The 25701-nt window shown below is 55.5% G+C and carries 27 protein-coding genes and 1 pseudogene; 17 read left to right on the top strand and 11 right to left on the bottom strand.

Annotation, left to right across the window (positions count from 1 at the left end):
• Nucleotides 1-46: 46 nt before the first annotated feature.
• The 3 genes from CHB79_RS19930 to CHB79_RS19920 are packed head-to-tail and all read left to right on the top strand — an operon-like array spanning nucleotide 47 to nucleotide 2494.
• Complete coding sequence (locus tag CHB79_RS19930; protein WP_089361169.1) at nucleotides 47-1075, top strand: aminoglycoside phosphotransferase family protein; 1029 nt, start codon at nucleotides 47-49, stop codon at nucleotides 1073-1075.
• Nucleotides 1072-1743, top strand: coding sequence for an N-acetylmuramate alpha-1-phosphate uridylyltransferase MurU (murU, locus tag CHB79_RS19925; RefSeq protein WP_089361168.1), 672 nt, complete (start codon nucleotides 1072-1074; stop codon nucleotides 1741-1743). The genes CHB79_RS19930 and murU overlap by 4 nt, the downstream gene beginning before the upstream one ends.
• Before the next feature lies 1 nt (nucleotide 1744).
• On the top strand, nucleotides 1745-2494 hold the full coding sequence (locus tag CHB79_RS19920) for a DnaJ domain-containing protein (RefSeq protein WP_089361167.1): 750 nt from the start codon (nucleotides 1745-1747) through the stop codon (nucleotides 2492-2494).
• A 32-nt stretch (nucleotides 2495-2526) separates the two neighbouring features.
• Here CHB79_RS19920 and CHB79_RS19915 read toward each other — a convergent pair whose 3' ends face one another.
• Nucleotides 2527-3549 (bottom strand): DUF3530 family protein, encoded by a 1023-nt coding sequence (locus tag CHB79_RS19915; protein WP_176443231.1) that lies wholly within the window; start codon nucleotides 3547-3549, stop codon nucleotides 2527-2529.
• A 137-nt stretch (nucleotides 3550-3686) separates the two neighbouring features.
• Between CHB79_RS19915 and rpe the strand changes: the two genes are divergently transcribed.
• The 6 genes from rpe (at nucleotide 3687) to trpC (ending at nucleotide 9251) form a co-directional block, all read left to right on the top strand.
• Complete coding sequence (rpe, locus tag CHB79_RS19910; protein WP_089361165.1) at nucleotides 3687-4361, top strand: ribulose-phosphate 3-epimerase; 675 nt, start codon at nucleotides 3687-3689, stop codon at nucleotides 4359-4361.
• Entirely contained in the window at nucleotides 4358-5074 is a 717-nt protein-coding gene (locus CHB79_RS19905; RefSeq protein WP_425439616.1) for a phosphoglycolate phosphatase, read from the top strand. Before rpe ends, CHB79_RS19905 begins: the two co-directional genes overlap by 4 nt.
• 212 nt (nucleotides 5075-5286) lie before the next feature.
• The gene (gene trpE / locus CHB79_RS19900) at nucleotides 5287-6762 is read left to right on the top strand and encodes an anthranilate synthase component I (protein WP_089361163.1); all 1476 of its coding nucleotides are present in this window, start codon (nucleotides 5287-5289) and stop codon (nucleotides 6760-6762) included.
• 10 nt (nucleotides 6763-6772) lie between these two features.
• A complete protein-coding gene (locus CHB79_RS19895; RefSeq protein ID WP_010486144.1) occupies nucleotides 6773-7366 on the top strand; it encodes an aminodeoxychorismate/anthranilate synthase component II in 594 nt (197 codons plus the stop codon).
• Complete coding sequence (gene trpD, locus CHB79_RS19890) at nucleotides 7366-8415, top strand: anthranilate phosphoribosyltransferase (protein WP_089361162.1); 1050 nt, start codon at nucleotides 7366-7368, stop codon at nucleotides 8413-8415. The genes CHB79_RS19895 and trpD overlap by 1 nt, the downstream gene beginning before the upstream one ends.
• Nucleotides 8412-9251 carry an indole-3-glycerol phosphate synthase TrpC gene (gene trpC / locus CHB79_RS19885; protein WP_089361161.1) on the top strand — a complete coding sequence of 280 codons (840 nt, stop codon included), beginning with the start codon at nucleotides 8412-8414 and terminating at the stop codon, nucleotides 9249-9251. Before trpD ends, trpC begins: the two co-directional genes overlap by 4 nt.
• A 116-nt stretch (nucleotides 9252-9367) precedes the next feature.
• On the opposite strand, the gene crp is transcribed toward trpC, so the two are convergent.
• A complete protein-coding gene (crp, locus tag CHB79_RS19880) occupies nucleotides 9368-10012 on the bottom strand; it encodes a cAMP-activated global transcriptional regulator CRP (RefSeq protein ID WP_010486147.1) in 645 nt (214 codons plus the stop codon).
• Nucleotides 10013-10247: 235 nt separating this feature from the next.
• Between crp and CHB79_RS19875 the strand changes: the two genes are divergently transcribed.
• Nucleotides 10248-10679, top strand: a complete 432-nt coding sequence (locus tag CHB79_RS19875) for an OsmC family protein (RefSeq protein WP_089361160.1) — start codon at nucleotides 10248-10250, stop codon at nucleotides 10677-10679.
• A gap of 259 nt (nucleotides 10680-10938) precedes the next feature.
• Nucleotides 10939-11733 (top strand): adenosylmethionine decarboxylase, encoded by a 795-nt coding sequence (speD, locus tag CHB79_RS19870; RefSeq protein ID WP_010486151.1) that lies wholly within the window; start codon nucleotides 10939-10941, stop codon nucleotides 11731-11733.
• A gap of 51 nt (nucleotides 11734-11784) precedes the next feature.
• On the opposite strand, the gene CHB79_RS19865 is transcribed toward speD, so the two are convergent.
• Nucleotides 11785-12552 carry a carbonic anhydrase gene (locus CHB79_RS19865; RefSeq protein ID WP_089361159.1) on the bottom strand — a complete coding sequence of 256 codons (768 nt, stop codon included), beginning with the start codon at nucleotides 12550-12552 and terminating at the stop codon, nucleotides 11785-11787.
• Nucleotides 12553-12665: 113 nt separating this feature from the next.
• The gene (coq7, locus tag CHB79_RS19860; RefSeq protein ID WP_089361158.1) at nucleotides 12666-13313 is read right to left on the bottom strand and encodes a 2-polyprenyl-3-methyl-6-methoxy-1,4-benzoquinone monooxygenase; all 648 of its coding nucleotides are present in this window, start codon (nucleotides 13311-13313) and stop codon (nucleotides 12666-12668) included.
• A gap of 345 nt (nucleotides 13314-13658) precedes the next feature.
• On the opposite strand from coq7, the gene CHB79_RS19855 reads away from it, so the two are divergent.
• Nucleotides 13659-15143: an AAA family ATPase gene (locus tag CHB79_RS19855; RefSeq protein WP_089361157.1), complete on the top strand. Its 1485-nt coding sequence runs from the start codon at nucleotides 13659-13661 to the stop codon at nucleotides 15141-15143.
• Here the strand turns inward: CHB79_RS19855 and CHB79_RS19850 are convergent.
• The 4 genes from CHB79_RS19850 to hemJ form a co-directional block, all read right to left on the bottom strand.
• Entirely contained in the window at nucleotides 15140-15931 is a 792-nt protein-coding gene (locus CHB79_RS19850; protein ID WP_089361156.1) for an SDR family NAD(P)-dependent oxidoreductase, read from the bottom strand. The two genes, CHB79_RS19855 and CHB79_RS19850, sit on opposite strands and share 4 nt — an antisense overlap.
• A 53-nt stretch (nucleotides 15932-15984) precedes the next feature.
• Nucleotides 15985-16962 (bottom strand): DUF805 domain-containing protein, encoded by a 978-nt coding sequence (locus CHB79_RS19845; protein WP_089361155.1) that lies wholly within the window; start codon nucleotides 16960-16962, stop codon nucleotides 15985-15987.
• Nucleotides 16963-17130: 168 nt separating this feature from the next.
• Nucleotides 17131-18084, bottom strand: coding sequence for an NAD(P)H-dependent flavin oxidoreductase (locus CHB79_RS19840; RefSeq protein ID WP_089361154.1), 954 nt, complete (start codon nucleotides 18082-18084; stop codon nucleotides 17131-17133).
• 40 nt (nucleotides 18085-18124) lie between these two features.
• Nucleotides 18125-18553, bottom strand: a complete 429-nt coding sequence (hemJ, locus tag CHB79_RS19835; RefSeq protein ID WP_010486158.1) for a protoporphyrinogen oxidase HemJ — start codon at nucleotides 18551-18553, stop codon at nucleotides 18125-18127.
• A gap of 133 nt (nucleotides 18554-18686) precedes the next feature.
• Here hemJ and argC point away from each other — a divergent pair, with 133 nt between their 5' ends.
• The 4 genes from argC to erpA all read left to right on the top strand — a co-directional run bounded on the left by argC (nucleotide 18687) and on the right by erpA (nucleotide 21314).
• Entirely contained in the window at nucleotides 18687-19721 is a 1035-nt protein-coding gene (argC, locus tag CHB79_RS19830) for an N-acetyl-gamma-glutamyl-phosphate reductase (RefSeq protein WP_089361153.1), read from the top strand.
• A 47-nt stretch (nucleotides 19722-19768) separates the two neighbouring features.
• Nucleotides 19769-20455: a DUF6776 family protein gene (locus tag CHB79_RS19825; protein WP_010486160.1), complete on the top strand. Its 687-nt coding sequence runs from the start codon at nucleotides 19769-19771 to the stop codon at nucleotides 20453-20455.
• Between the two features lie 9 nt (nucleotides 20456-20464).
• Nucleotides 20465-20890, top strand: coding sequence for a bactofilin family protein (locus CHB79_RS19820; protein WP_010486162.1), 426 nt, complete (start codon nucleotides 20465-20467; stop codon nucleotides 20888-20890).
• Nucleotides 20891-20963: 73 nt separating this feature from the next.
• A complete protein-coding gene (gene erpA / locus CHB79_RS19815; RefSeq protein WP_010486164.1) occupies nucleotides 20964-21314 on the top strand; it encodes an iron-sulfur cluster insertion protein ErpA in 351 nt (116 codons plus the stop codon).
• 73 nt (nucleotides 21315-21387) lie between these two features.
• Here the strand turns inward: erpA and CHB79_RS19810 are convergent, their stop codons facing one another.
• A complete protein-coding gene (locus CHB79_RS19810) occupies nucleotides 21388-22479 on the bottom strand; it encodes an anhydro-N-acetylmuramic acid kinase (protein WP_089361152.1) in 1092 nt (363 codons plus the stop codon).
• A gap of 6 nt (nucleotides 22480-22485) precedes the next feature.
• On the bottom strand, nucleotides 22486-23907 hold the full coding sequence (locus CHB79_RS19805) for an OapA family protein (protein ID WP_089361151.1): 1422 nt from the start codon (nucleotides 23905-23907) through the stop codon (nucleotides 22486-22488).
• 221 nt (nucleotides 23908-24128) lie between these two features.
• On the opposite strand from CHB79_RS19805, the gene tyrS reads away from it, so the two are divergent.
• Nucleotides 24129-25328 (top strand): tyrosine--tRNA ligase, encoded by a 1200-nt coding sequence (gene tyrS, locus CHB79_RS19800; protein WP_089361150.1) that lies wholly within the window; start codon nucleotides 24129-24131, stop codon nucleotides 25326-25328.
• Between the two features lie 85 nt (nucleotides 25329-25413).
• Here tyrS and CHB79_RS22135 read toward each other — a convergent pair.
• Nucleotides 25414-25701: pseudogene (locus CHB79_RS22135) on the bottom strand (hypothetical protein); the annotation flags it as partial.

Raw genomic sequence — 25701 nt, 5'->3', positions numbered from 1 at the left:
TAAAGCATGACCCGCGCAACGGCTAGGGCCGTCGGAGACCCTTGTAATGCATAAAGAAGATATACGCCTGGAACTGCTGGAAAAATGGCTCGATCAACAACTGCCCAATGTGTTTGCAAAGCAAGGCTGGGGGGCGGTTCCGGCCGCCACGCTGACCTCTGCAAGCAGTGATGCGAGCTTTCGTCGTTATTTTCGCTGGCAGGGCGAAAATCGCACATTGATTGTGATGGATGCACCGCCACCGAATGAGGATTGCCGGCCGTTTGTGAAAATTGCCGCCTTGCTCCAGCGTGCAAATCTGAATGTGCCATTGATTTTGGCTGAAGATGTCGAGCAAGGCTTTCTGCTGTTGAACGACCTGGGCAGCCAAACCTATCTGGATGTCATTACGCCTGAGAACGCAGACCAATTATTTGCCGATGCCCTGCAGGCCCTGCTTGCGCTGCAGCAATTGCCTATGGATACCGAATTGCCAAGCTATGACGTGGCCTTGTTGCGTCGTGAGCTGGAGCTTTTTCCAGAGTGGTACGTCAAGCATCACTTGCAGGTTGAGTTCAATGCCGAGCAACGAGATGCATGGGACAAGATGAGCCGTTTGCTGATCGACAGTGCCCTGGCTCAACCCAAAGTCTTGGTTCACCGCGACTTTATGCCGCGCAATCTAATGATTAGTGAGCCTAATCCGGGTGTGCTTGACTTTCAGGATGCGGTCTATGGTCCAGTCACCTATGACGTGACCTGCCTGTTCAAGGATGCCTTTGTCAGTTGGCCCGAGCCTCAGGTTCGGCAGTGGCTTGAACGCTATTGGCGGCAGGCGCAGGCACTGGGGATTCCCGTTCAGGCCGATCTGGAGGATTTCTTGCGGGCCAGTGACCTGATGGGCGTGCAGCGGCACTTGAAGGTGATCGGTATCTTTGCGCGTATTTGTCATCGTGATGGCAAGCCCAAGTACTTGGCCGATGTGCCGAGATTTTTTGCCTATATCAATGCAGTTATCCAGCGTCGCCCTGAACTGGCCGAGCTGGGTCACTTATTTGGCAGCTTGCCGCAAGCAACTGAGGCGGTGGCGCAATGAAGGCAATGATCTTGGCCGCAGGCAAGGGCGAGCGCATGCGCCCGCTGACATTGCATACGCCTAAACCCTTGGTGCGTGCTGCTGGCGTGCCCTTGATTGAGTACCACATCAATGCCCTGGCAAGTGCGGGCTTCACCGAGTTGGTGATCAACCACGCCTGGCTGGGACAGCAGATCGAGGACTACCTGGGTGACGGCAGTCGTTTTGGTGTGAGCATCTGTTACTCGGCAGAGGGCGAGCCGTTGGAGACCGGTGGCGGCATTTTTAAAGCCTTGCCATTATTGGGGGATGAGCCGTTCCTGGTCGTTAATGGTGATGTGTTCACTGATTACAGCTTCGCAAATCTACGACAGCCACTGAGTGGCCTGGCACATTTGGTGCTGGTCGATAATCCTGCGCATCATACCCAGGGCGACTTTAGCCTGCAGCAGGGCATGGTACGGGACGGCGCGGATGATCAGCACTGTTTGACCTATAGCGGTATTGCGTTGTTGTCCCCCAAACTGTTCGCAGGCTGTGAGCCTGGTGCATTTAAGCTTGCACCACTGTTGCGCGAGGCAATGGGGCGGGGCTTGATCAGTGGCGAGCATTTCAGCGGGCACTGGATAGATGTCGGCACCCACGAGCGCTTGGCGGATGTGGAGCAGTTGTTGGCACGGGAGCACTGAAGTGATTTGGCCGAGCACGGTGTTGGGCGCTGTTGCGGGGTTTGCCATTGCCAGCATTCCAGGCGGTTTGCTGGGGGCCTTGCTGGGCCAGGTTGTTGACCGGCGCCTGCGGCTGGCAAGCTGGGCGCAACTGCGCGAACGTGTCGGAGGCCCGGAGCAGCCAAAGGATGATGATCTACTGTTCATCATGCTTGGGCGCCTGGCCAAGTGCGACGGACGGGTGCGCCAACAGCATATTGATCAGGTTCGGGTTGAAATGCAGCGCATGAGGCTCGATGAGTCGGCTCAGCGACGTGCGATTGAGGCGTTTTCCAGAGGGAAAACCGGGCGCGATAATCTACGCGCCCCTCTGCGCCGACAGGCGCACAATGCCAAGTCGCTGTTAAGTGCCTGCTGGCGCATGGTCAGTGCAGCTGGGCCGGTAAGCCGGTCTGAACGTGAACTGATCTTGCTGTGGGGGACCTGGCTCGGGTTGTCGGTGAATGCCAACGAAGCGCTTCGGGCGGGCGCCGGGACCCAGCCATCCATGCCCGTGCAATCGGGTTACCAGCAAGCGTTGCGCTTGCTTGGCGTCGCGGCAGACAGCACGCCAGCGGAAATCAAGCGGGCATATCGCCGGTTGCTGAGTCGCCATCATCCGGACAAGCTGCAAGGCAACGGTGCAAGCGTGGAGCAGGTGCGTGCAGCCACGGATAAAACCCGGGAGTTGCATCAGGCCTACAACCTGGTTCGCCAACGCCGTGGGTTTTGAGTTGGTCGCCAGCAGCGCGGCCAGATGCCTGGCTATTGTGTGGCAGGACTGCTTTGCAAGTGCAGGCTCAACCAACCTTTGATGCGTCGAAACAGCTGCTCTTGCTCAACATCCCGATTACCCGGCAGCGAATTCATTGCGATCTGAATATAGGCCGTGCGTTTTTGTCTTTTGGCCGCATCCAGGCGTTGTTTTGCGGCGTTACGTTCGGCGAGTTGGTCTCTGTAGTAGAAGTCGCCAGTTGCAAGTTCAAGTTTGCTGAGAACGGTGTCAAAGCCCGGGTCGAGGTCTGCGGGCGCTTGCGGCGCAATCATCAGCAGGTTGTTTACGAAGGGTGGCTGCTGTTCGGCGAGGTAGCGTGCAGCCCAGTAGGCTCCAGTGCCCTGGCCGGCCAGCACGACAGTAGTGGCGCCCTGTTGCTGCGCAAAGCTGATGCCTTCGGCAATGCGTGCGAGTACCCGCGTGGCGTAGTCTGGTTGCGCTTCATTGCTGGTGTCTCCGTCCGCTGGGCTTGTGTTTGATTCTTGGGCCTTTTCGGCGGGGTCGGATGTTGCCTCGGCAGGTGTTTCCTGCGGCTCTGCCGATGCTTCGTTGGGCTGTTCGGGCACTGCAGTTTCAATCGAGGGCGTGGCATCGCTTGGCGCAGATGTATCAGTACCCTCAGGCGGCTGCTTGGATTCGGCATCGGGAAGTGTAAGGCTCAAGCTGCTCCAGCCGGTATCAGGAAGTTTGCGTCGTAGCGGGCCAATGCCAATCGGCCAGTCGGCGCTTTCATCTTCACCTGGTACCAGAATCACGGCCCCTTTGGCAGGCGCACTGTTTCCGGGGCGCCAAAGGGCGAGAAAGGTTTCGTTGGCTTGGGTTTTGATTTGTTGCTGTTCGTTGGCCGCAAGCTGCCTCTCCAGTGCTGCTGTTTCGGCCTGGCTACGCTCGCCAAGGGCCGGGCGTTCGACAGGCTTTTCTGGCGTCTTTGTCGGGGTGGGCGGCTCGGTTTCAGCAAGCGCCAAGGGGCCGAGCAGTAGACTTAAAACGATAGCGATTGCGCGCAACAACATAAAATAGAGGCTCCCAACTGCCTGAGTGATCCAGCCTAGCGTTTTCGGCATCAAGTTGTAAGCCGTCATCGGCACGGCAAAACCTTAGTGTGGGCTGCTACAATGCGCGCAATCCCTGTGTTTTTCTGAGGTTAGCCATGCAGCCCTTTGCCATCGCCCCGTCAATCCTGTCTGCCGACTTTGCCCGATTGGGCGAGGAAGTGGATAACGTACTCGCTGCGGGCGCCGACATTGTCCACTTTGATGTCATGGACAACCACTATGTGCCCAACCTGACTATCGGCCCGATGGTTTGCTCCGCGCTGCGTAAGTACGGGATTACCGCGCCAATTGATGCGCACCTGATGGTCAAGCCGGTTGATCGCATTATTGGCGACTTCATTGAGGCGGGTGCCAGCTATATCACCTTCCATCCCGAAGCATCCGAGCACATCGACCGTTCCTTGCAGTTGATCCGCGACGGCGGCTGCAAGGCAGGTCTGGTGTTCAACCCGGCGACCCCGCTGAGCGTGCTCAAACATGTCATGGACAAGGTCGACATGATCCTGTTGATGAGCGTTAACCCAGGCTTTGGCGGGCAGAAGTTTATCCCGGGCACCCTGGACAAGTTGCGCGAGGCGCGGACGCTGATCGATGCCAGTGGTCGTGAGATTCGCCTGGAAATCGATGGCGGGGTCAATGTCGGCAACATAGCCGAGATCGCTCAAGCGGGCGCGGATACCTTTGTTGCCGGGTCGGCGATCTTCAACCAGCCTGATTACCGCGCGGTGATCGATGCCATGCGTGCCGAGCTGGCGCGGGTGCAAGCCTGATGCCGTTGAGCGCGGTGCTTGAAGGCAAACTGCCGAAACTGGTGATGTTTGACCTTGATGGCACCCTGATTGATTCGGCCCCGGATTTGGCGGCAGCCCTTGATAAAACCCTTGTTGCGCTAGGCCGTATGCCAGCCGGCATTGAAAACGTGCGGCTATGGATTGGTAATGGTGCACGAGTCCTGGTGCGTCGCGCCCTGGCCGGTGGCATGGCCCATGAGCATGTCGATGAGGCGCAGGCAGAGTCTGCGCTTGAGCTATTCATGCAGGCCTACGCCGATAACCACCAATTGACGCAGGTTTACCCTGGCGTGGTCGAAACCCTCGATTGGCTGCAGGCGCAAGGCGTGGTGATGGCAGTGGTGACCAACAAGCCAGAGCGGTTTGTGGCGCCGTTACTCGATGAGAAAGACTTGGGCGGCTATTTTCGTTGGATTATCGGGGGCGATACCTTGCCCCAGCAAAAGCCAGACCCCGCCGCACTGATGCATGTCATGCACCTGGCCCAGGTAGGTGCAAACCAGGCGCTGTTCGTGGGCGACTCACGCAATGACGTGCTAGCAGCCAGGGCTGCTCAAGTGCCATGTGTGGCTTTGAGTTATGGTTATAACCATGGTCGGCCCATCAGCGAGGAGCGTCCCGCTTGTGTGCTGGATGATTTACGTGAACTCAAAGCACTGATTTCCTTTGACTCCGTCGCATCGCTGGGTTGATTAGACCCGGCGGCTGCGCTAGTGTTGCCTGACTTTAATCCACGCCCAAGAGATTTTCCCGTGGTGGTTACCTGCAAACTCTGGCTTGAACGAGCCGGAATGAAAATCATCAAGGCCCTGGCCCGTTGGCGCTGGCGCCTCTGAATTGATCTTGGCCGGTTAGCCGGCGCGTTTGCACACGACCGTTTTACCCTCAAACCACGAGGCAGATCATGATCCGCGAAGAATTCCTGCGTTTAGCCGCGTCTGGCTATAACCGTATCCCTGTTGCCCACGAAACCATTGCTGACTTCGACACCCCGCTGTCGATCTACCTGAAGCTGGCCGATCAGGCCAACACCTATTTGCTCGAATCGGTGCAGGGCGGTGAGAAATGGGGGCGATACTCAATTATTGGCTTGCCGGCACGCACAGTGCTGCGCGCCTATGAGCATACCGTCATTGTCAGCATTGATGGCGTCGAGACCGAGCGCCACGAATGTGAAGATCCGCTGGCGTTTGTCGAGCAATTCAAAGAGCGCTACAAAGTTCCGACCTTGCCGGGCTTACCACGTTTCAATGGTGGTCTGGTCGGTTACTTTGGCTACGACAGCGTGCGCTATGTTGAAAAACGCCTGGCTGTCTGCCCAAACCCCGATCCGCTGGGTAATCCGGATATTCTGTTGATGGTCTCGGATGCGGTGGTGGTCTTCGACAACCTAGCAGGCAAGATGCATGCGATTGTCCTGGCCGACCCGGCCCTGGAAGATGGTTTTGAACAGGCTCAAGCGCATTTGCAGGATATTCTGCACAAGTTGCGCCAGCCCATCGAACCTCGCCTTGGTGTCGACCTGAATGCACCGGTGGGCGCGGAGCCAGCGTTCCGCTCAAGCTTCAGTCGCCAAGACTACGAACGCGCGGTTGATACCATCAAGGAATACATTCTGGCGGGCGATTGCATGCAAGTCGTGCCATCGCAGCGTATGTCGATTGATTTCAAGGCAGCGCCGATTGATCTGTACCGGGCGCTTCGTTGCATCAATCCAACGCCTTATATGTATTTCTTCAACTTCGGCGATTTCCACGTCGTTGGCAGTTCGCCGGAAGTGCTGGTGCGGGTTGAGGATAATCTCATCACCGTTCGCCCCATCGCGGGCACGCGGCCGCGCGGGGCCAATGAAGAGGCCGACCATGCGCTGGAAGTCGACCTGTTGTCCGATGCCAAGGAAATTGCCGAGCACCTGATGTTGATTGACCTTGGACGCAATGACGTGGGGCGTGTGGCCAGCACCGGCAGTGTCAAGCTGACCGAGAAAATGGTTATCGAGCGCTACTCCAACGTCATGCATATTGTGTCCAATGTTACCGGCCAGCTGAAACCGGGGCTGACGGCGATGGACGCGCTGCGTGCCATTCTGCCTGCGGGTACCTTGTCCGGCGCACCGAAAATCCGCGCCATGGAAATCATTGACCAGCTTGAGCCGGTCAAGCGTGGCGTGTACGGCGGCGCAGTGGGCTATATGGCCTGGAATGGCAATATGGACACCGCCATTGCCATTCGCACGGCAGTCATCAAGAACGGTGAGTTGCATGTGCAGGCGGGTGGCGGGATTGTTGCTGATTCTGTCCCTGAGCTCGAGTGGGAAGAAACGCTGAACAAGCGCCGAGCCATGTTCCGCGCTGTTGCCCTAGCCGAACAATCTCACTGAGGAGCCTGCCATGTTACTGATGATCGACAATTATGACTCCTTTACCTACAACGTGGTGCAGTACCTCGGTGAGTTGGGTGAAGAGGTTAAAGTCATACGCAATGATGAATTGACTATCGCTGAAATCGAGGCGCTCGGGCCTGACCGGATCGTCGTGTCTCCAGGGCCCTGTACGCCGAATGAGGCGGGCGTGTCGCTTGAGGTGATCAAGCACTTCGCTGGCAAGCTGCCCTTGCTTGGCGTGTGCCTGGGTCACCAGAGCATCGGCCAGGCCTTTGGTGGCGATGTGGTGCGCGCGCGCCAGGTCATGCACGGCAAGACCAGCCCGGTTTATCACCTGGATAAAGGTGTCTTCGCCGGGCTCAACAACCCGCTGACCGTGACCCGTTATCACTCATTGGTGGTCAAGCGTGAGACCCTGCCCGATTGCCTTGAGTTGACCGCCTGGACCCAGACAGAAGAAGGGGCGGTCGATGAAATCATGGGCCTGCGCCACAAGACCCTGAATATCGAAGGCGTGCAATTCCATCCTGAGTCTATTCTCACTGAACAAGGCCATGAGTTGTTTGCCAATTTCCTCAAACAGCAAGGAGGCGTTCGCTGATGGATATCAAGCAAGCCCTTAACCGGATCGTCAGCCAGCTCGACCTGAGCACCGAGGAAATGCAGGACGTCATGCGTGAAATCATGACTGGCCAGTGCACTGAGGCGCAGATCGGCGCGTTCTTGATGGGCATGCGCATGAAGAGTGAGACGATCGACGAAATCGTCGGTGCCGTTTCAGTGATGCGTGAACTGGCCAGCCACGTTGTATTGCCTAGCCTGGATCATGTCGTTGATGTGGTCGGGACAGGTGGGGATGGCACGAATATCTTCAATGTTTCAACAGCCGCAAGCTTTGTTGTAGCGGCGGCGGGCGGCAAGGTTGCCAAGCATGGTAATCGTGCTGTTTCGGGCAAAAGCGGCAGCGCCGATTTGCTCGAGGCTTGTGGCATCTACCTGAACCTGACACCGGAGCAGGTGGCGCGCTGCATTGATAGTGTCGGCGTCGGCTTTATGTTCGCCCAGGTTCATCACAAGGCAATGAAGTATGCCGCTGGGCCTCGCCGAGAGCTGGGGTTGCGTACCCTGTTCAATATGCTCGGGCCCTTGACCAACCCGGCAGGTGTTAAGCATCAGGTCGTTGGCGTGTTCAGCCAGGCCTTGTGCAGACCGCTGGCCGAGGTGCTCAAGCGTCTTGGCAGCAAGCATGTTCTGGTGGTGCATTCGCGTGATGGGCTGGATGAGTTCAGTCTTGCGGCAGCGACCCATATTGCTGAGCTTAAAGATGGAGAAGTCAGCGAGTACGAAGTGCTTCCTGAAGACCTGGGGCTGAAGAGCCAGAGCCTGGTTGGGCTCACGGTTGATAGTCCAGAGGCATCGCTGGAGTTGATTCGCGATGCCTTGGGCAAGCGAAAAACCGAGGCTGGTGAAAAGGCCGCGGACCTGATCGCGCTCAATGCCGGTGCGGCGCTGTATGCCGCTGATCTGGCAAGCACCCTCAAAGAAGGTGTGCAGTTGGCCCACGATGCTTTATGTACTGGTCTTGCGCGCGAAAAAATGGAAGAGCTGGCATCATTCACTGCAGTATTCAAACAGGAGAGCGAAGGGTGAGCGTGCCAACAGTTCTGGAAAAGATTCTTGCGCGTAAAGTCGAAGAGGTTGCTGCACGCAGCCGTATTACCAGCCTTGGTGAGTTGGAGCGTGAAGCGCGAGCTGCGGATGCGCCACGGGGCTTTGCTCAGGCCCTGATTGAACAGGCTGCAGCTAAGAAATCGGCGGTGATTGCCGAGATCAAAAAAGCCTCGCCAAGCAAAGGCGTGATCCGTGAGGACTTTGATCCGGCAGCAATAGCCAAGTGTTATCAGGATGGCGGCGCAACCTGCTTGTCAGTGCTCACCGATATCGATTTTTTCCAGGGCGCGGATCATTTTCTACAGTTGGCGCGCAATGCATGTACTCTGCCGGTGATCCGCAAGGATTTCATGATCGATCCCTACCAGATTGTCGAAGCCCGTGCTTTGGGCGCCGATTGTGTATTGCTCATTGTCTCTGCGCTGGACGATGGGCAAATGGCAGAGCTGGCGGCGACAGCCAAGTCATTCGATCTTGATGTTTTGGTCGAGGTGCACGATAGCCAGGAATTGGACCGTGCATTGCAGACGCTGGACACCCCGCTTATCGGCATCAACAATCGCGACCTGCACACCTTTGAGGTCAACCTTGAGACGACCCTGGAGTTATTGCCGAGAATTCCACGTGAGCGCCTGGTTGTGACCGAGAGCGGTATCCTCAATCGTGCTGATGTCGAGTTGATGGAAATCAACGAGGTCTATGCATTTCTGGTTGGCGAAATCTTTATGCGTGCAGAAAAGCCAGGGGCTGAACTCGAGCGCCTGTTTTTCCCGGAACGCAAGCGCTTGATCAGTAGCAATCTTGATGTTGATTGAGGTCTGATGCCAAGCATCTAGCTATCGCCGGCCATGGCCGTGCAGGTAAGAAAAAACCGCTACTTCAGTCTGTCCTGGGTAGCGGTTTTTTTGCAGCTTCTGGCACTGTAGCGCTATCAGCGCGTGCCGAAAACAACCATGGTTTTGCCTTTGACATGGACCAGGCCCTGTTCTTCAAGGGCTTTAAGTACACGACCGACCATTTCACGGGAGCAGCCGACGATCCGGCCGATTTCCTGGCGAGTAATCTTGATCTGCATGCCATCAGGATGAGTCATCGCATCAGGCTGCTTGCACAGATCAAGCAGGGTACGGGCCACACGCCCGGTTACATCAAGGAATGCCAGGTCGCCCACTTTGCGCGTGGTGTTGCGCAGACGCTCAGCCATCTGGCTGCCCAGCGCATAGAGGATGTCCGGGTCCTGTTCCGTCAGTTCGCGAAACTTGGTGTAGCTTAGTTCGGCGACTTCACACTCGGTTTTTGCGCGGACCCAGGCGCTGCGCTCTTTGTCGGCGCCTTCTTTATCAAACAGGCCCAGCTCGCCGAAAAAATCGCCCGAGTTGAGGTACGCGATGATCATCTCACGGCCGTCGTCATCTTCAATCAGGATCGTCACCGAGCCTTTAACAATGAAGAACAGCGTTTCGCAGCGGTCACCCGCATAGATGATGGTGCTTTTAGCCGTGTAACGACGGCGATGACAATGTGCAAGAAGCTTGTCGAGGTTCTTTATTTTAGGTGTAAGGGTTATTGCGACCATGCCCGAGTCCCGAAATATAAAAGATGTGTGCCTTGTTCAGCAGGCGTTTTCTTATTAGTTATGTGAGCTAGTGTGCCAGTAAAGTGGCGTCAGCTTAACCAACACTATCTTACACGGGCTCATTTTGCGACCCAGCTAACAACATTGAGTTGAACTTTTACCAAAGTACAGCTATAGCCGGGTGTTTAGAGGGCTGTGATAAGCTGCTGGCCTTTTGATCAGCGGAGGCTTGGTAATGAAAGCGCGCATTCAATGGGCTGGCGAAGCCCTGTTTATTGGTGAGTCTGGTAGCGGTCACGCCGTGGTTATGGATGGCCCCCCTGAAAGCGGTGGACGTAACCTGGGTGTGCGCCCCATGGAAATGGTGCTGATTGGCCTTGGCGGCTGCAGCAACTTTGATGTGGTGAGCATCCTCAAGAAATCACGTCAGGCGGTTGAAAGCTGCGAGGCGTTCCTTGAAGCCGAGCGTGCGGGCGAAGAGCCCAAGGTGTTCACCAAGATCCATCTGCATTTCGTGGTCAAGGGGCGCGGCTTGAAAGAGGCGCAGGTCAAGCGGGCCGTCGAGTTGTCGGCCGAGAAGTACTGCTCTGCATCAATCATGCTGGCTCGCGGAGGGGTTGAGATTACCCACGACTACGAGATTGTCGAGCTCGGCCAGGCCCAATAAGCTGCGTTCAGGCATCTTCACCTGATGTTTTAGCCTGCTGCTGACATCCTTTTATCATTTGCAGCGTTCACACTCTGGCGGGCGCTGCTTTGCATCTGCATAATGGCGCCCCTTTTTAGGGGCGCTATGCGCTTCGTACACATAACCAAAATCGCCAAAGCGAAGAGGTGTTAACCGTCCTACGCAACCGAGAACTTCGCGGTTGACGGGCATGCTCGACCACGCGGCCTTGCCGCTTTCTATAGAGAGTTTTAAAACGGTGAAAAGCAGACTCAAGCTCCATGGGTTCAACAACCTGACCAAGACCTTGAGCTTCAACATCTATGACATCTGCTACGCGGAAACGCCTGAGGACCAACAGGCGTATGTTCAGTACATCGACGAAGAGTACGATGCTGAGCGCCTGACGCAGATTCTCACTGATGTTGTTGACATTATCGGTGCCAACATCCTCAACATTGCCCGCCAGGATTACGAGCCGCAAGGCGCCAGCGTAACCATCCTGATTTCCGAGCAGCCGGTTGAGCCGACCGAAAGCCAGATAGAGGAGTCACCAGGCCCGTTGCCTGAGACCATCCTTGCGCATCTGGACAAAAGCCACATCACCGTACATACCTATCCGGAAATCCATCCGGTAGACGGTATTGCCACTTTCCGGGTTGATATCGACGTATCGACTTGCGGCGTGATTTCACCGCTCAAGGCACTGAATTACCTGATTCATCAATTTGATTCGGATATCGTGACGGTCGACTACCGCGTGCGAGGCTTTACTCGCGACGTCGAAGGCAAGAAGCACTTTATCGATCATGAAATCAATTCGATTCAGAATTACCTGTCTGATGACACGCAAGACGCCTATCAAATGACTGACGTTAACGTGTATCAGGAAAACCTCTTCCACACCAAGATGTTGCTCAAGAACTACGACCTGGATGATTACCTGTTCGGTGATGCCACCCGTAGCCTGACGCCAGAGCAACGTCAGCAGGTCGAGGCGCGCTTGCGTCACGAGATGCTGGAGATCTTCTACGCGCGCAATATGCCCAAGTAGCTGCCCAGCTGAGAAAGAGCCCGCTAATGCGGGCTCTTTTATAATGCTGCTTTAGTCTTCATCAATTTCGCGCTGATTGATCGCTGCTGCTGGGCGGTGATTGTCGGCAAAAATATGCCGGAATGCGCTGATCTGGCCTTCTGACAGCTGCAATGGCTGTTCGAACAACACCCATTGCACGCCTTCGGTGCAGGGCGGTGTGGTCAGTGATCCCTGGTAGAAAAAGTGTTTGCTGGTGCTGGGCAGGGTCTTGCTCAGGTCAGGTGCTTGCGCTTGGCCGATCTGCACCTGAGCTCCCTTTTTCTGCGGCAGCATTTTGCTCCAGATGTGCTCGAGCTCGGTGTTGCTCTCTCCACTCTTAATCATCGCGGCAACCACTAATAACGAACCATCCGCTGCCTGGTTGACCCAATGCATTTCCATGGGAAAGTGTTTGCCGTTGTACAGGTGTTCGCTTGGGGAGTGAAAGTGAAACTGCAGCAACTGGTAAGTCTTGCCTTGAAACACAAGGCTGTTGTCACCCTGTACGTTGGCCTGAATCGAGTGCCCATTGTTGACCACATCCAGCGGGCTGCGCTGATAGTTGAAACTAAGGCTGGCCGATGCCGCGTTGATATGGGTTGCGCTGGCACTGGGTATATCAATAGGTGATTGGTGAGTGCCTTTGGCGCAGGTTGCATAACCGCCGTTGGTATCGAGCATGGCCCAATGATCCGGGGCGTTGTGTCCGGAATAGCTCCATTCGCTTGCAGCGCTGTAGAAAGGTAAAGCGGCGAGCACTCCGGCAATTAGTTTTAGGCGAGTTGGTTTAATCAGCATAAGCACATTCCTTGTGTTTACAGGCCTGCAGGTTGGCACCCAGCCGAGTTTCCTACCCGACTAGGTCCTGCTGGTATCAGCTTTTTACAAGCCAGGTTTGAATAAGCCTGGCCTCAGATGCGATACGCGCTTTTGGTCATCACTTTCGACAGCAGGGTCATGCCGAACTTTACCGGTCTTGGGAACTTGATACCGCCTGCTTCGAGCGCAGTGTTGGCGTGATGGCTTTCGTCTTCACGCATTTGCTCAAGAATCGCCCGGGTCTTTTCGTCATGCTCTGGCACCTGTACCAAGTGCTCATCCAGATGCTTGACCACCTGGTCTTCAGTGGCGGCCACAAACCCCAGGCTAACCCTGTCACTGACCAGGCCGGCGAGGGCGCCAACGCCGAACGACAACCCATAAAACAGTGGGTTGAAAACACTTGGCCGGCCGCCAAGCTGGTGAATGCGCTGCTCGCACCAGGCAAGGTGATCGACCTCCTCGTCGGCCGAGTGCTCCATCGCCGCTCGAACTTCTGGCAATTTAGCGGTCAGGGCCTGGCCTTGGTACAGCGCCTGAGCACAAACCTCGCCGGTATGGTTGATACGCATCAACCCGGCAATGTGCTTGGCCTCTTGCTGATCAAGTTCAGTTTCCGGCTGTACAACAGCGGGTGATGGACGCGTTGGCTGGCCACTGAATGGCAGCAGCGTGCGTAACGCGACATCAGCCTGCAACAGCAGGCGATCCACAGGGGAATATTGGCGGTCACTGGCCATGGGATAACCTCCGGCGAGAACAATTGCCTACAGTTTACGCTAATCGTTGGAACAAGGCTTGATCGAGATCAGCCGGGGCAGGTAGCACTTGCCGCACCAGCCTACTGAGCGGCGTGTTCGCTGCTTATGATAGAGGATGATCATGGATTATTAATTTCACTGCTTTCCTTGAGTGAAATCTTGCCCAGTTACAAGATTAAGTTTGCCAGGCGTTTTACTATCCGTTGCTGCTGCGACGGGATGTCTGCGCGTGGCTACCGATTGGTCGATGATGAAGCGGGCGCCCGTGGTTGAAAAAAGCGCTAGGGGGCATGGTCATTACAGTGGATAGGTCAGGGAGTTACTGTGAAAAACGATATACATGATCTAGGCCTGGTGCTCGACTCGAAAGTAAAGCTGGTGCTGATCGAGTCCTGGGATGAGCTGCGGGTACTGCAAACGCTTACCAGTCTGGCGGTCAAGCGCAGCCTGGGCCTGTACACATGGTCGGTTACCGAAGGCTTGCAGCACCTGGGCTTTGCCACTGGTACTTTGGGCCATGAAGGCTCGCATGAGCCTGAAGCGGCATTGCGTTTGATCAAGGCCGATCCGCAACCCAATCTGTATGTCATGTGCGACTTGCACCCGTTCTTGCCCGACAACCCGAAGCTGGTGCGCTTGCTCAAGGAAATTGCCATGGATGACAACCTGCACAAGCCGACGCTGGTGCTGGTTTCACATGCTTGCAAGCTGCCGCCGGAAGTTCAGCGCTACGCCGCGCGTTTCAGCCTGGCATTGCCGGGCGAAGATGAGTTGTTGGCAATCGTTCGCGAGGAGGCGGCGCGCTGGAGCGAGCGCAATCGCAATATTCGTGTACGCACCGACAACCGCACCTTGCAGCAAGTGGTGAAGAACCTACGCGGGATGAGTCATGCCGAGGCGCGCATCCTGGCGCGCAAGGTCATTTGTGATGACGGCGCGATCACCCAGGATGACTTGCCTGAGCTGAACAAGGCCAAATCACAACTGCTCGATCTCGAAAGCGTCCTCAGTTTTGAGTATGAAACAGCGCAGTTTGCCGATGTCGGTGGTCTTGAAAACCTCAAGCGCTGGCTGGCTGACCGTCAGGCCGCGTTTGTTGACGCCACCATGCAGGATATTCCCAAGGGGGTGCTGTTGGTCGGTGTTCAAGGTGGCGGCAAGAGCTTGGCGGCCAAGGCCATTGCCGGGTTATGGGGACTGCCGCTGCTGCGCCTGGATTTTGCCAGCCTGTACAACAAGTTCTTCGGCGAGACCGAGCGCAACCTGCGTGAAGCGCTGACGTTGGCGGAGCAGATGTCGCCCTGTGTGCTGTGGATTGATGAAATCGAAAAAGGCCTGGCCAGCGGTGATAATGACGGTGGCGTAAGCCAGCGGGTGCTCGGCACACTTCTAACCTGGATGGCCGAACGCAAGTCGTCGGTATTTATGGTTGCCACTGCCAACGTCATCGAGCGCCTGCCGCCTGAACTGGTGCGCAAAGGGCGGTTTGACGAGATGTTCTTTGTCGATTTACCCAATGCCGCGACCCGCGAGGAGATTTTCAGCATCCATCTCAAGCGACGTGAGCTTGACCCTCAGCAATTCGATTTGAAATTGCTGGCCAATGCCTCTGATGGCTTTTCGGGTGCGGAAATCGAGCAGGTGGTGGTTAGTGCGTTGTATACAGCCCAGGCGCGACAGCAGCCAGTGGATATAGCAATACTGCGGCACGAGATTCAGACGACTTCGCCGTTATCAGTGGTGATGGCAGAGCATCTGGATGCGTTGCGCACTTGGGCGAAAGATCGAACAGTAGCTGCCAGCGACTAGTGATGAGCGAGAAATCGGCGATTGATTCGCGCGCTGATTTTTCGCACTAGCCAGCGCGGTGCCAGCTTGGGCGAGAATGCCAGCAGACGGTTACGCCAGCCGGGAATAATTATTGCGCGGTTCTTATCCAGTGCGCGGACGGTCGCCAGCGCCACCTCTTCAGCGCTCATCATCAGCTTGCTGCTCGCCAGGCGCCTGTCATCCAGCGCTGCTTTGCGAAAAAATGCACTTCGCGTTGGCCCAGGGCAGAGCACTGATACGCCCACACCATGCTCCTTGAGCTCTTCGCGCAATGCCTCGGACAAATGCAGCACATAAGCTTTGCTGGCGTAGTAGTTGGCCATCCAGGCACCCGGTTGGAAAGCGGCTACGGACGCGACGTTGAGAATCTGGCCGTTACCCTGGCCTGCCATGACATTGCCAACTGAATGACACAGGCGTGCCAAAGCCAGCATGTTGACCTCTATCAGTTGTTGTTCCTGTAGCCAGTCCTGGGCGACGAATGCGCCGGAAGTGCCGAGCCCTGCGTTGTTGACCAGCAGATCAATGGAGTAGGTGCCTTCCTCCAGCTCCATCAGCAACCCTGTTAACTGGATTGGTTTGCTAAGGTCGCAAGCACGGATTAACACTTCGACGGAAAAGCGTTGAGCAAGCTCTGCTGCAATAGCTTCCAAGGCTTCACGATGGCGAGCCACCAACAGCAGGTTACGCCCGCGCCTGGCCAGTGCTTCAGCCAGGGCCAAGCCAATACCGCTAGTGGCGCCGGTAACTAAAGCATATCGAGACATGAGGCATTACTCCGTGATGGGGCCTGCGCGGCCCCATGCGTTGATATCTCGCGCTAGTTTACCGCTCCTGACTGTAGAAGTTGGAGAGCGTCCGGGATGGTCAGCAGGGCGATGATGGCGCCGAGCAAGGCCAACGCCGAGCACACAATGACAAATCCCGATAGAACCTTGACCGATGTGCTGTTCGGCGGCGGTGGTGGGCCATACCGATTGGGGCCCTGGGTGCCAGGCATGAATAGCATCAGCAGGCTAAAGATACTGCCGACTATTGGCACAATGGTGATCAATAGCAGCCAGCCGGACCAACCAATGTCATGCAGGCGTTGGACGTTGATCATCACACCGACAATGACCAGCGCGATACTGACGATAATCATCAATATGGCACCAACGGTTGCCGAGATAGCGGATCCGGCCGCCGCAATACCGAATATAGGCGCACAAAGCAGCATTAGTACAAAGGTCCACGCCAGGAAACGCAGGCGACCGATACGACCATCGGTGGTAAACGGCTTGAGTTCGCCAAACTCTGGCAGGCGTTCGCCCACTGGAGCCTTTGGTGGCGCGTATGGCGTATGAGCTGCCGGGGGCGGGGCGACTGTAGTTGCGGCCGGTGCTGTTTTTGCGGCTTGTTCTTGCAAAGCCTGGCGTGCAAGAAACTTCTCGATAACGATGCCGCAGGCCGAGCATTCGATGGCTTTATCTTGACGATGTCCGCACTTGGGACACTGCATTGTTTCAGCCGACTCTGGCGCTTGTTTATGCTCATCGGTATCAACCAGTGAAAGGCTCGCTGCCAGGTCGGGCTCTTTTGTGGCTTTGGCGCCAGCATTGTGCAGCGCTGCAAGGTACTTGTCCGCTTCGTCTTCGTGCAGGTCACGCTTGAGAGCGATCGGGCTGCCGCTGAAGAGGGTATTAACTCGAGCGCTATCACTTTTAAAAAGCTTGGCCAGATTGTCCTTGGCTGTCTCAAGTGCCACCCCGGGCATCAGTTCACCACTGAAAACAATCTTGAAGCGAGTTTGTGTCATGCGAGCTTTCCTTGTCGGCGCTAGTGTCGTTAGTGTGGCTATTTTACCCTTGGGCTCAGCCTAGAATATAACGGCCGGATTTTCTCTGGCACATGATGGGTGTCAGCAAAGTTTCAATTGATGCATTAGTGGCGATATGCCTTTAAGCGGCATTGATTATTGATGCCTTCAGCGCTGTTGTAAACGCAGTACGCGCTCTTGTGCGGCCTTGTACTCGTGATCCAGTCGTGAAATCAGGGACTTCACGTCTGGAATTTCATTGATTTCGCCTACGCCTTGACCTGCCGACCACACGGTTTTCCATGCTTTGGCTTCATCGTTGATTGGCTTGAGCTTCTCACCGTAATTAACTTCACCTTTTTGCTGTAGTTGGGCTAAGTCATAGCCTGCGCGCTGCAAGCTCTGGCGCATAAAGCTTGCCGGGATACCCGACACCGCCGGGGTGTGGATAATGTCGGCAGCCTTGGCCTCGGTGATCATCTGTTTGTAGTCAGCTTCGGCGTCACTCTCCTGGGTCGCAATAAAGCGGGTGCCCATGTAGGCAAGGTCTGCCCCAAGCATTTGCGCCGCCAGAATCTCATGGCCGTGATTCAGGCAGCCGGAAAGCAGCAAGGTTTTATCGAAGAACTGACGCAACTCGGCAATTAGCGCAAACGGACTCCAGGTCCCGGCATGACCACCAGCACCGGCGGCGACTGCAATCAGCCCGTCAACCCCTGCTTCTGCAGCTTTTTCACCATGGCGGCGAGTGGTGACATCATGGAAGACCAGCCCGCCATAACTGTGCACCGCATCCACCACTTCTTTGACTGCGCCCAGGCTGGTGATCACTATAGGTACGCGCTTTTCAACACAGATAGCCAGGTCAGCCTGCAGGCGTGGGTTGGTGCCGTGCACGATCAGGTTTACGGCATAGGGCGCTGCGTTGTCCTCAAGCCCCGCCTCGATTTCATCAAGCCATGCGCGAAAACCACTGCTCTCGCGTTGGTTGAGTGCTGGAAAGCTACCGACTATCCCGTTGTTACAGCAGGCGGTCACTAGTCGTGGGTTGGATACCAGGAACATTGGCGCGGCTACGACTGGCAAGCGTAAACCTTGTTCGAGCACTTGGGGTAATGACATCACAGCACCTTATTTGAGTCGTATATGGTTTGGGATGAAATCAGAACGGGCGCACTATCACCAAAATCACAATGCCAATCAGTGCCAGCACTGGCGCCTCGTTGAACCAGCGGAAAAACACATGGCTGTGCGTATTCTCGCCTAAAGCAAAGCGTTTTAGTTGTACACCGCACATATGTTGATAACCAATCAGAAGTATCACCAATACCAGCTTTGCGTGTAGCCAGCCTTGGCTGAAGTAATAGCTTGGGTTGAGGCTGATCAGCGCTACACCAAAAATCAGGGTGGCGAGCATGGCGGGGGTCATGATGCCGCGATACAGCTTGCGCTCCATGACGCAGAAACGCTCGCGGCTGACACTGTCTTCACTCAAGGCGTGATAGACAAACAAGCGGGGCAGATAAAACAGTCCGGCGAACCAGCAGACCAGCGAGATGATGTGTAAGGCTTTGAGCCACAAGTAGAGCATTTAGACCAACCTGAACGAATTAATACCCCGATAGTAGTGCTCCGATACGCATCCGTCATCACTGCTAGTTGGCCGCATCGTCTCAGGGCTTTATTATCAAGGGCTTTCCAGTGGCTTTCTGTAGGGGCAAGTAATGATTAAGGTCGGAATCGTCGGCGGCACAGGTTACACCGGTGTCGAACTGCTGCGTTTATTGGCGCAGCATCCGCAAGCTCAAGTGACGGTCATTACTTCGCGCTCTGAAGCAGGGCTACGCGTTGACGAGATGTATCCAAATCTGCGCGGCCACTACCCGGACCTGGCATTCAGCGTTCCTGATGTTGCAACTCTTGGTGCCTGTGATGTGGTGTTTTTTGCCACGCCCCACGGTGTTGCCCATGCCTTGGCCGGCGAGTTGCTTGATGCAGGCACCAAGGTTATCGATTTGTCTGCTGACTTTCGCCTTGAAAACGCTGAGGAATGGGCGCAATGGTACGGCCAGCCGCATGGTGCCCCCGGCTTGTTGGCTGAAGCCGTATACGGTTTGCCTGAGGTCAATCGCGAAGCGATCAAGAGTGCCCGCCTGATTGCTGTACCGGGTTGTTATCCCACTGCGACCCAGCTGGGCTTTTTGCCGCTGCTTGAGGCCGGCCTAGCCGATCCGAGCCGTTTGATCGCTGATTGCAAGTCGGGTGTTAGCGGGGCCGGACGTGGGGCCAGTGTCGGCTCACTGTTCAGTGAAGCGGGGGAGAACATGAAGGCTTATGCGGTAAAAGGCCATCGCCATTTGCCTGAAATCAGCCAGGGACTGCGTCGCGCTGCTGGCCAGCCTGTAGGATTGACCTTCGTGCCGCATTTGACACCGATGATCCGGGGTATCCATTCCACGCTTTATGCAACGGTGGTCGATACCTCTGTTGACTTGCAGGCGCTGTTTGAAAAACGCTACGCCAATGAGCCCTTTGTCGATGTGATGCCTGCGGGAAGTCATCCGGAAACCCGTAGCGTGCGTGGCGCCAATGTCTGCCGTATCGCCGTACATCGTCCCCAAGGTGGCGAGCTGGTCGTGGTGCTGTCGGTTATTGATAACCTTGTCAAAGGTGCATCGGGCCAGGCCGTTCAGAATATGAATATTCTATTTGGTCTGGACGAGCGTGCTGGCTTGTCCCACGCCGCCTTGTTGCCCTGATGGCGGGGTGGGAGGTACGCCCGAGCGGTCCTGACCGCTCAGGGCGGATGCGTTTTTTGCTTTTGGTGCTACTACTTGCCTTGCCTGCGGCGTTTTATGCCGGCATGTACTGGGAGCGTCAGCAGACACTGGCTCTTTCTGCGGAAATAAAGCCGATGGCCAAGCGCTTGTCTGAACAGGAAAGGCAGTTGGATGACTTGCGGGCGCAGATTGCGATTGCGACTAGCGGTGCCAGGGTCGCAGAAAAGGCAAATGAACAAAACCGTCTGACGATTAAGTTGCTTGAAGAGCAAATCTTCAAACAGCAGCAGGATCTTTCTTTCTATAAAGGTGTGCTTGCACCTGCCAGCCGACGCAAGGGCCTGCGAATTCGAACCTTTGAGCTACAGGCAACAGAAAAACCGCAGCGCTTTCGCTACAAAGTGCTGCTTAGCCGGGTAGGTAAGGACGACAGCCCGCTCAGTGGCCAGTTGCATATCACGGTCGAGGGTAGCCAGGGGGCAAAGGATAAAGTGGTGCTTGAGCTTGCGAGCCTGACTCGAAGTGAGTTTGTAACGTTCAAGGGCAAGCTGATTCCTTACACCTTCAAGCATTTCAAATCGATCCCTGATGCAGGCAGGTTTGCCGAGCTTGAATTGCCTGCCGGGTTTGAACCGAGTCAGATACGAGTGCGCGCCGAAATCAAAGGCGAAAAACCGCTGGAGCGTACCTTCAAATGGTTAGACAAAGAGTAAGTAACCCTTATGTGGAATAAAGAAAAATCCAAACCTGACCTGCAGCGTTTTAGCGGCAAGACCAGCCTGATTGCTGCGGGCGCTGCCTTGAGCGGGGACTTGAAGTTTTTGGGCGCTGTCCAGGTCGATGGGCAGGTCAACGGTAACCTGATCACCAGCGAAGGCATGGTTCGCATCAGTGTTGAGGGCAAGGTTGAAGGCGAGATCCGTGCACCCCATATAGTGATTGATGGTGAGGTCGTAGGTAACGTCTACGCCAGCAAGAATCTGGAACTGGGCGCGCGTGCACGTGTGCAGGGTAATCTGTACTACGGCCTGATGGAGATGGCAATGGGCGCGCAAATCGAAGGCAGCCTGTGTCATCTAAAGGATGAGGCGCGTCCGCTGGAGCTCCCAGAAACTTTGCTTGATACTGAGGCTGATGTTGTACAATAGTTGACCTCTTTTGTAGGGTAAGCGGATAATAGCCGCAACGCAGTATGGCGCTTAGCGCCGGGAGATAGTCAGCATGAGCGTCGAAACCTTCACCCCCACGGCTTTGCAATTTACTCAAGGTGCTGCAAGCAAGGTGAAGAGCCTGGTTGATGAGGAAGGTAATCCTCGTTTAAAACTGCGTGTGTTTGTCACAGGCGGTGGTTGCTCTGGCTTTCAGTACGGCTTCACTTTTGATGAAGAGCTCGCGGACGATGACACCATCGTCGAGCGCGAAGGAGTTAGCCTTGTGGTCGATCCAATGAGCTTCCAGTATCTGGCTGGCGCTGAGGTCGATTATCAAGAAGGGCTCGAGGGGTCACGGTTCGTGATAAAGAACCCGAACGCTACCACTACTTGCGGTTGTGGCTCGTCCTTTTCCATTTAAAGACCAGCCCGTCGCTGCGCAAAAACTACAGCATATGAAAAGGCCGCGAATATCGCGGCCTTTTTGGTTGCGCCTACGCGGGGTAGATGGCGCCCAGGATGCGTAATCCACTTGCGCCCGTTACGCTTGGGCGGTTTGCACAAATGTGTTCAAGGCAGCAGTGCGCCAGCCAGGCAAAGGCCATGGCTTCGACCCAGTCGGCAGGCACGCCGTAAGCTGCAGTGGTCGATACCTGGCAGTGTGGCAACAGTTGGGCCAGGCGCTGCATTAGGGCTTTGTTGTGCGCGCCGCCACCGCATACCAGTAACTCTTGCGTATTGCTCTGGGCCGCTTGTAGCGAGTCGACGATGCTTCGCGCTGTCAGCTCGAGCAAGGTAGCTTGCACGTCTTCAGGCTTATAGCTGGGCAGTGTCTGAAGCTGGTTTTCAAGCCAGCCGAGATTGAATAGTTCGCGTCCGGTGCTTTTCGGGCCCGAGGTCTGGAAGAAGTCGTCAGCATAGAGCCTGTTGAACAGCTCCGGTTGAACCTGGCCGCTGGCTGCCCATGCACCATCGCGGTCATAGCTGTGCTGTTGCTGATGCTGGATCCAGGCGTCAAGCAACACATTGCCTGGTCCGCAGTCGAAGCCATGGACGTGGCTGCCTGTCTCGATCAGGCTTAGGTTGCTGAAACCACCAATATTAAGTACCGCCCTGGCGCCTTGGCCTTCACCGAATAGCGCCTCATGGAATGCCGGAACCAGCGGCGCGCCCTGGCCACCAGCGGCTACATCACGGCGCCGGAAATCTGCAACCACGGCAATCCCGGTAAGCTCCGCGAGGAGGGCGGGGTTGTCGATCTGGATGGTGAATCCGCGTGCCGGCTCATGCCGAACCGTCTGGCCGTGGCTGCCAATTGCACGGATTGATTCGGCTTTTAATTCCGCATCGGCCAGCACCTGGGCAACACCTTGGGCTGCCAGTTTGACCCAGCGCTGCTCGGCAAGCGCGGCTCTTGCCAACTCATCTGTGCCTGATGAGCACAGTGCGAGAAGCTCTGCACGCAGGTCATCAGGCATCGAAATGTAGTGGCTTGCGACGAGGCGGGTATTGCGCTGTTGTTCTATCAGGGCGATGTCCAGGCCATCGAGACTGGTTCCGGACATCACGCCTATATAGTAAGGCATCGCGACTTAGCGCTTGTTTTGCGCAAGCATGGTGCTGCGCTCTTGGTCCATCTGTGCCATCAATGGCTTGGCTACTGCCATGAATCGAGCTTTTTCGCTCTTGGCGATGGGATCCGCCATCGGTAGTTTCTGGCTCAGCGGATCGACATGGACCCCATTGACCTGAAACTCGTAGTGCAAGTGCGGGCCGGTGGACAGGCCGGTGGTGCCGATGTAACCGATAATCTGGCCCTGTTTGACCGTGCCGCCGGTGCGGATGCCCTTGGCAAAGCCCTGCATGTGGCCATACAGCGTCCGGTAGCGGTTGCCATGCTGGATGATGACAGCATTGCCGTAACCGCCACGGCGTCCGGCAAGGACAATTTTTCCATCGCCTGTTGCCTTGATAGGGGTGCCGCGTGGGGCGGCGTAGTCAACCCCCTTGTGTGCGCGGATCTTGTTCAGGATTGGATGGCGACGGCCGTTGGAGAAACGCGAGCTGATGCGTGCGTAATCCACCGGGGTGCGAATAAATGCCTTGCGCATGCTTTTGCCGTCGGCACCATAATAAGTGGTGTTGCCGCGTTTATCTGTATAACGCACTGCAGTGTAGGTTTTGCCGCGGTTGGTGAAGCGTGCAGACAGGATATTGCCGTTGCCGACGCGCTTGCCGTCAACCATCTTGTCTTCGTAAATCACTTCAAACTCGTCGCCACTGCGAATGTCCATGGCGAAGTCGATGTCGTAACCGAAAATATTAGCCAACTGCATGGTCAGGCTGTGCGGCAGGCCAGCACGTTGCCCTGCTTGCGACAAAGAGCTGCGAATTACACCGTGGGCGTATGAATCGCGAATTTCGGGTTTAACCAGGTCGCGCTTGAATGAATATCCGTCAGCAGTCTTGGTGATACTGACGGTTTCCATGCTGCTCAACTTGCTGCTAAGGCTTTCAAACTCGCCAGTGTCGCTGACTTTGAAGTCTAAAACCTGACCCGCCTTGATGCGTGTGAGTTTCTTTGCGTCCTTGCTGCTATTGAGCACTTCATGCAGCGTACTGGCCGGGATATTGGCCCGCTCGAACAAAGTCGACAAAGTATCGCCTTTTTCAACAGTCAGCTGGCGTTCGTTAGGGTTCCTTGGCGGTTCGACAAGCTCAGGCGCTAAAACGGGGGAAGCTAAAGCCGTGCTTTCGGGTTGTGCCGGTGTGACTGTCTTGGCGAAGGGGGTGGGAACCGGGTCTTCTGGGTTGATGAGGCTCGCTGCATCGCTACCAGGCTCGAACTGCTCGGCGGGGTTATCCAGATCCAGGCCGATATAGGTTTTTTTCGCTTCTACTTCTCGTGTGGGAAATACTAAAAGAGCAAGGCTGAGGATGGCGGCGACCCCGCTTGCCGCGAGAATATGGGTTTTGGGGTACAGGGGTGGCTTTTTGCTAGTTATATTTGTCATAGGTGGCTTTTGGCTACGAAAAGATGAAAAGAAAAAGAAATAAAGAAGGTTGTACATGATGAATATGTACTAACTGTATAAAATATAACCAAATTGCCCTCGAGGCAACCCTCGTTGAGGGGCTCAAGGTGTAAGTTTGTTTGTCGCTTGGCAAAACTTGTCATTTGTCAGCGATCTTGTATCGTTGTTCACCTTTATTTTTAGTGGTTATGAGTCCTGCCATGAAGTCGGTTGAAGAGCAGCTGGCGCTTATTAAGCGCGGCGCAGAAGAAGTCCTGGTTGAATCCGAGTTGGTCGAAAAGCTCAAGCGGGGCGTACCGCTGCGTATCAAGGCGGGCTTTGATCCAACTGCGCCTGATCTCCATCTCGGGCATACCGTGCTTATTAATAAGCTTCGTCAGTTTCAGGAGTTGGGCCATCAGGTCATTTTCCTGATTGGCGATTTCACCGGCATGATCGGTGACCCCAGTGGCAAGAGTGCAACGCGCCCGCCGCTGACGCGTGAGCAGGTCTTGGATAACGCCGAAACCTACAAGGCCCAGGTGTTCAAGATTCTCGATCCGGCGAAAACCGAGGTTGCATTTAACTCGACGTGGATGGAGCAGCTGACTCCGGCGGATTTTATCAAGCTGGCTTCGCAGTACACCGTGGCGCGTATGCTCGAACGCGATGATTTCAATAAGCGCTACACCACCAATCAGCCGATTGCGATCCATGAGTTCCTGTACCCGCTGGTTCAAGGTTATGACTCGGTTGCATTGAAGGCGGATGTTGAGTTGGGTGGCACCGATCAGAAATTCAATTTGCTGATGGGGCGTGAGCTGCAGCGCTCCTATGGGCAGTCCTCCCAATGCATTGTCACCATGCCTTTGCTTGAAGGTCTGGATGGCGTTAAGAAAATGTCCAAGTCGCTGGGCAACTATATTGGTATCCAAGAGGCGCCAGGTGCTATCTACAACAAGCTGGTGTCGATGCCAGACTCGTTGATGTGGCGATACTTCGAACTCTTGAGCTTTCGCTCCATGGATGAGATCAATCAGTTCAAGCTTGATGTAGAGGGTGGTGCCAATCCTCGTGACATCAAAATCAAGCTGGCTGAAGAGATCGTTGCGCGCTTTCATGGCGAAGAGGCGGCAGCAAATGCCCATCGTTCGGCGGGTAACCGCATGAAGGAAGGCGAGCTGCCGGAAGATCTGCCGGAGATCGAGTTGTCCGCAACCGAAGATATGCCTATCTCCGCGCTGCTTAATAAAGCAGGGTTGGTCAAGAATGCTGCGGCTGCCCGTGATCTGTTGGGTAATGGCGGGGTGCGTGTCGACGGCGAGGTGGTAGAGCGTACCTATATAGTCAAGTTGGGCACGACCCAGGTTTATCAGGCGGGCAAGAAGGCATTTGCACGAATTACCCTGAAAGCTGAATAAAACCCTTGACGGCAAATCTGAGGTGCCTATAATGCGCACCTCTTCCGGCGCAGGCCTCTCGGAAAACTTCTTGGAAAACAAGAAGTTAGCTTAAAAAGAGGGGTTGCAAAGCAGCGAAAGCTGTGTAGAATGCGCCGGGCTCTGAAGGGTGTTTTGAATGGCCTTTGGAGTGATCGCCCGGGTGATCGGAAGCGGTAGAAAAAGAGGTGTTGACAGCGAGTTTGAACGCTGTAGAATGCGCCTCCCGCTGACGAGAAGCTGGTTTGATCGGAAGCGCAAGTGGTTGAGTAGAAACGGTTTTCTTCGGAAAAGAACTTCGAAAAACAGCTTGACAGTAAATGAGGCTGCTGTAGAATGCGCGCCTCGGTTGAGA

Source organism: Pseudomonas segetis (assembly GCF_900188155.1).
GTDB lineage: Bacteria > Pseudomonadota > Gammaproteobacteria > Pseudomonadales > Pseudomonadaceae > Aquipseudomonas > Aquipseudomonas segetis.
The sequence above is the reverse complement of the archived record's forward strand: the minus strand, read 5'-3'. Positions and strand labels throughout refer to the sequence as shown.

Bases quoted from the DNA above. Each gene is read 5' to 3' on its own strand.
- rpe (WP_089361165.1), top strand. From the start codon at position 3,687: ATGCAGCCCTTTGCCATCGCCCCGTCAATCCTGTCTGCCGACTTTGCC.
- CHB79_RS19825 (WP_010486160.1), top strand. From the start codon at position 19,769: ATGCGTTTTTTGCTTTTGGTGCTACTACTTGCCTTGCCTGCGGCGTTT.
- hemJ (WP_010486158.1), bottom strand. From the start codon at position 18,553: ATGCTCTACTTGTGGCTCAAAGCCTTACACATCATCTCGCTGGTCTGC.
- trpD (WP_089361162.1), top strand. From the start codon at position 7,366: ATGGATATCAAGCAAGCCCTTAACCGGATCGTCAGCCAGCTCGACCTG.
- erpA (WP_010486164.1), top strand. From the start codon at position 20,964: ATGAGCGTCGAAACCTTCACCCCCACGGCTTTGCAATTTACTCAAGGT.
- coq7 (WP_089361158.1), bottom strand. From the start codon at position 13,313: ATGGCCAGTGACCGCCAATATTCCCCTGTGGATCGCCTGCTGTTGCAG.
- CHB79_RS19845 (WP_089361155.1), bottom strand. From the start codon at position 16,962: ATGACACAAACTCGCTTCAAGATTGTTTTCAGTGGTGAACTGATGCCC.
- CHB79_RS19875 (WP_089361160.1), top strand. From the start codon at position 10,248: ATGAAAGCGCGCATTCAATGGGCTGGCGAAGCCCTGTTTATTGGTGAG.
- CHB79_RS19915 (WP_176443231.1), bottom strand. From the start codon at position 3,549: ATGTTGTTGCGCGCAATCGCTATCGTTTTAAGTCTACTGCTCGGCCCC.
- CHB79_RS19805 (WP_089361151.1), bottom strand. From the start codon at position 23,907: ATGACAAATATAACTAGCAAAAAGCCACCCCTGTACCCCAAAACCCAT.
- CHB79_RS19930 (WP_089361169.1), top strand. From the start codon at position 47: ATGCATAAAGAAGATATACGCCTGGAACTGCTGGAAAAATGGCTCGAT.
- crp (WP_010486147.1), bottom strand. From the start codon at position 10,012: ATGGTCGCAATAACCCTTACACCTAAAATAAAGAACCTCGACAAGCTT.
- tyrS (WP_089361150.1), top strand. From the start codon at position 24,129: ATGAAGTCGGTTGAAGAGCAGCTGGCGCTTATTAAGCGCGGCGCAGAA.
- CHB79_RS19820 (WP_010486162.1), top strand. From the start codon at position 20,465: ATGTGGAATAAAGAAAAATCCAAACCTGACCTGCAGCGTTTTAGCGGC.
- CHB79_RS19810 (WP_089361152.1), bottom strand. From the start codon at position 22,479: ATGCCTTACTATATAGGCGTGATGTCCGGAACCAGTCTCGATGGCCTG.
- trpE (WP_089361163.1), top strand. From the start codon at position 5,287: ATGATCCGCGAAGAATTCCTGCGTTTAGCCGCGTCTGGCTATAACCGT.
- CHB79_RS19865 (WP_089361159.1), bottom strand. From the start codon at position 12,552: ATGCTGATTAAACCAACTCGCCTAAAACTAATTGCCGGAGTGCTCGCC.
- murU (WP_089361168.1), top strand. From the start codon at position 1,072: ATGAAGGCAATGATCTTGGCCGCAGGCAAGGGCGAGCGCATGCGCCCG.
- CHB79_RS19850 (WP_089361156.1), bottom strand. From the start codon at position 15,931: ATGTCTCGATATGCTTTAGTTACCGGCGCCACTAGCGGTATTGGCTTG.
- CHB79_RS19840 (WP_089361154.1), bottom strand. From the start codon at position 18,084: ATGTCATTACCCCAAGTGCTCGAACAAGGTTTACGCTTGCCAGTCGTA.
- CHB79_RS19895 (WP_010486144.1), top strand. From the start codon at position 6,773: ATGTTACTGATGATCGACAATTATGACTCCTTTACCTACAACGTGGTG.
- argC (WP_089361153.1), top strand. From the start codon at position 18,687: ATGATTAAGGTCGGAATCGTCGGCGGCACAGGTTACACCGGTGTCGAA.